The organism is Rhodopseudomonas sp. B29, from assembly GCF_000333455.1.
Taxonomy (GTDB): domain Bacteria; phylum Pseudomonadota; class Alphaproteobacteria; order Rhizobiales; family Xanthobacteraceae; genus Rhodopseudomonas.
In genome coordinates this window covers 1-3,608 of record NZ_BADD01000060.1, presented here as the reverse complement: position 1 = coordinate 3,608, position 3,608 = coordinate 1, and the positions used below count along the sequence as shown (strand labels likewise).

Below are 3,608 nucleotides of genomic sequence, written 5' to 3'. Positions count from 1 at the left end.
CACAACAAGGATGGCGACGATCTTCGAACTTGCTTGGCAGGCCGCGGAGGACAGCGACATGGCGACAGAGGCAGCGCGCGCCCCCTTCTGACAAGAATTGCAACCAGAACCATAGCGCACCTCGGACATCGCCCGAAGGTTGTTGACTTCGATAATAAGTCGAGCAGAACGGAGCCCCTTTACCGCGCGGCAAACTGCGCCTTGGCCCGACGTCGAAACGAGAAAAGGCCCACTCCTCTTCTCGGGCCGCAGGAGCCCGCGGGGATCCCCCGACCTTCACTAAGCACCCAGCGGCAAGCCGTTCATGGAGGCAGCTTCGGCAGCTGGTTCCAAACTCCGCTGCGATGAGACCGGCCTGCCCCGACGGACGACGGCGATATTCGATTGTGACACCCCAGCGAGGGCGCAGATCTACACCGAGGTGACGGAGAAAAAGCGGCTGGCTGGCGACGCGATGTTCTTTATCAGCTGTCGAAGAGACCGCCGATTGTCGTCCGAACCGGGGCAGTGTCGCGCCCGTTGAAATTCCCGCCAAATTTTAACAGCTGGCAGGAGTGGAGAGGCTCGAACTCCCAACCCCCGGTTTTGGAGACCGGTGCTCTACCAATTGAGCTACACTCCTAGGCGGCGTCGCCGCAGGCGCGGTTGAAGCATAGGGGACGGGGCGCTGGCAAGGGGGAAACCGGGCTAGGCTTTGGTCTATTCGGCGGCAGGAGCCCCAGCCTTCTGCCGCTTGCCGCGCGGCGCCAGCGCGCATTCCCTGTTTTCGCCGGTGCCGGGAGCGTTCTCGAACACGCAGCGGTTGGGCGGATTGCCGCACACCTTGTCGAGTTCCCGAAAGCCGACGCAGTGCCCGTCCGGGCCGCGATAGCCCGGGCCGCCCTTGCAGCCGCAGCCGTGGCACGGCGGACGGTCGGGACAGGCCGCTGCCACGGCTGGCGAATCGAAAGCCGCAAACAGAAAGGCCGCGAGCACGGCAAAGCGCGCTCGCGGCCCTGGTCGCTGGAAAGCGATCGCTCGTTACTCGATGATCGCCGCCACCACGCCGGCGCCCACCGTGCGGCCGCCTTCGCGGATGGCGAAGCGCAGCTTTTCTTCCATCGCGATCGGCACGATCAGGTGCACTTCCATGGCGATGTTGTCGCCCGGCATCACCATCTCGGTGCCTTCCGGCAGATGCACGACGCCGGTCACGTCGGTGGTGCGGAAGTAGAACTGCGGACGATAGTTGGTGAGAACGGGGGTGTGACGTCCGCCCTTCTTCCTTGGTCAGGATGTAGGCCTCGGCCTTGAACTTGGTGTGCGGTTTCACCGAACCCGGCTTGCACAGCACCTGGCCACGCTCGACTTCCTCACGCTTGGTGCCGCGCAGCAGGCAGCCGATGTTGTCGCCGGCCTGGCCCTGATCGAGCAGCTTGCGGAACATTTCGACGCCGGTGCAGGTCGTCTTCTGCGTCGGGCGGATGCCGACGATCTCGATTTCTTCACCGACCTTGACGATGCCGCGCTCGACACGACCCGTGACAACGGTGCCGCGACCCGAGATCGAGAACACGTCTTCGACCGGCATCAGGAACGGCTGGTCGACCGGACGCTCCGGCTGCGGGATGTAGCTGTCGACGTTCTTCATCAGCTCGAGAATGGCGTCGTGGCCAAGCTTCGGATCCGAATTCTCGAGCGCAGCGAGAGCCGAGCCCTTGACGATCGGAATGTCGTCGCCCGGGAAGTCGTACTTCGACAGAAGCTCGCGCACTTCCATCTCGACCAGCTCGAGCAGTTCCGGATCGTCGACCATGTCGCACTTGTTCAGGAACACCACCAGCGCCGGCACGCCGACCTGGCGGGCCAGCAGGATGTGCTCGCGGGTCTGCGGCATCGGGCCGTCGGCAGCCGACACCACCAGGATGGCGCCGTCCATCTGCGCCGCACCGGTGATCATGTTCTTCACATAGTCGGCGTGGCCGGGGCAGTCGACGTGCGCGTAGTGGCGGTTCTGCGTCTCGTACTCGACGTGCGCGGTCGAGATCGTGATGCCGCGCGCCTTTTCTTCCGGCGCCTTGTCGATCTGGTCATAGGCCGTGAACGTCGCACCGCCTGTCTCCGCCAGAACCTTGGTGATCGCCGCCGTCAGCGACGTCTTGCCATGGTCGACGTGACCGATCGTCCCGATGTTGCAATGCGGCTTCGTACGTTCAAACTTTGCTTTGGCCATCGCTCTCCATCCTTGTCGGCCTTTCGGCGCCAGCTCTCCGGCCGGGCGAAATCCGCGGCTGGTTACTGCGGAAAAGCACCCTGTTCAAGCCGGAAGTTCTGGGCCAAGCTCGCGCGCGACGGGGCCAGCAAGACCCCGGCAGCGCATTCGCCCGCCCATGTAAGCGGCTGGAGCAAAAGTTCAATCGGGAGACGCCATGACCGCGACCGCCGCCAGATCAGACGCCGCACCGCATACCCCGCAACTGCCCGAAGCCGCCCCAAGCGAGCTCGGCCTGTCGCTGCCGCGGTTGCGCGCGATGTCGGACGCCTACAAGCGCGAGATCGACAAGGGCACGATCCCGGGCGTCACCATCCTGGTGTCACGCCGCGGTCATATCGGCTGGTTCGAGGCGCTCGGCCGCCAGGCGCCCGGCTCCGACGCGCCGATGACCAAGGACACGCTGTTCCGCATCTTCTCGATGACCAAGCCGATCGTCTCGGTCGGCATCATGCAGCTGGTCGAAGACGGATTGATGCAGCTCGGCGATCCGCTGCAGAAATACATCCCCGAATTCGAGAACAGCAATGTCGGCGTCGCCAAGGACGGCAAGCTCGACCTCGTGCCGCTCAACCGCCCGATCACGATCCAGGACCTGCTGCGTCACACCTCGGGCATCACTTACGAGCACACCGGCGACGGCCCGATCCACCGGCTGTATCGCGAGTCCCGCGTCCGCAGCCGCAAGATCAGCAACGAGGAGCACGCGCGGCTCGTCGCCGAGCTGCCGCTGGTGTGCCAGCCCGGTGCCGGCTGGAACTACAGCCGCTCGACCGACATCCTCGGCCGCGTCATCGAAGTGGTGAGCGGCAAGACGCTCGGCGAGTATCTTGAGGCCAATATCCTGGCGCCGCTGCAGATGACCGAGACGGCATTCCATACGCCGGCCGCGAACAAGCATCGCCTGGCGCAGCCGTTCGCGGCCGACCCGTGGAGCGGCGATCCGGTGGCGCTGTTCGACATGACGGAAAAGCCGGTGATGGAATCCGGCGGCGGCGGCCTGGTATCCACCACGATGGACTACGCGAGGTTCTGCCAGATGCTGCTGAGCGGCGGCGCCCTCGACGGCGTCCGCATCATCGGCCGCAAGACGCTGGAGCTGATGGCCAGCAATCACCTCGCCGCGCACATCCCGCCGGACAACTACATCCTGCCCCCCGGCCACGGCTTCGGCCTCGGCTTCGCCGTCCGCACGCAAGCCGGCATCGCACCCTTCCCCGGCTCGGTCGGCAATTTCTTCTGGAGCGGCATCGCCGGCACGTTCTTCTGGATCGATCCGGCCGAAGACCTGTTTCGCGTGTTCATGTCGCAAGGCCCCGGCCAGCGCGAGCATTTCCGCGTGCTGACGAGAATCTGG

At 65.0% G+C, this 3,608-nt stretch carries 2 protein-coding genes, 1 tRNA gene and 1 pseudogene; 1 reads left to right on the top strand and 3 read right to left on the bottom strand.

Annotated features, from left to right (window positions below; genetic code table 11):
- Window positions 1–546 precede the first annotated feature (546 nt).
- The 3 genes and pseudogenes from I5M_RS02105 to tuf all read right to left on the bottom strand — a co-directional run bounded on the left by I5M_RS02105 (window position 547) and on the right by tuf (window position 2,212).
- A tRNA-Trp gene (locus I5M_RS02105) sits at window positions 547–622 on the bottom strand.
- Window positions 623–699: 77 nt separating this feature from the next.
- Complete coding sequence (locus I5M_RS02100; RefSeq protein ID WP_159103963.1) at window positions 700–933, bottom strand: hypothetical protein; 234 nt, start codon at window positions 931–933, stop codon at window positions 700–702.
- A gap of 87 nt (window positions 934–1,020) precedes the next feature.
- Window positions 1,021–2,212 (bottom strand): annotated as a pseudogene (tuf, locus tag I5M_RS29025) (elongation factor Tu).
- 196 nt (window positions 2,213–2,408) lie between these two features.
- On the opposite strand from tuf, the gene I5M_RS02090 reads away from it, so the two are divergent.
- On the top strand, window positions 2,409–3,608 hold a 1,200-nt coding region (locus I5M_RS02090; protein WP_022719889.1), incomplete at its 3' end, for a serine hydrolase.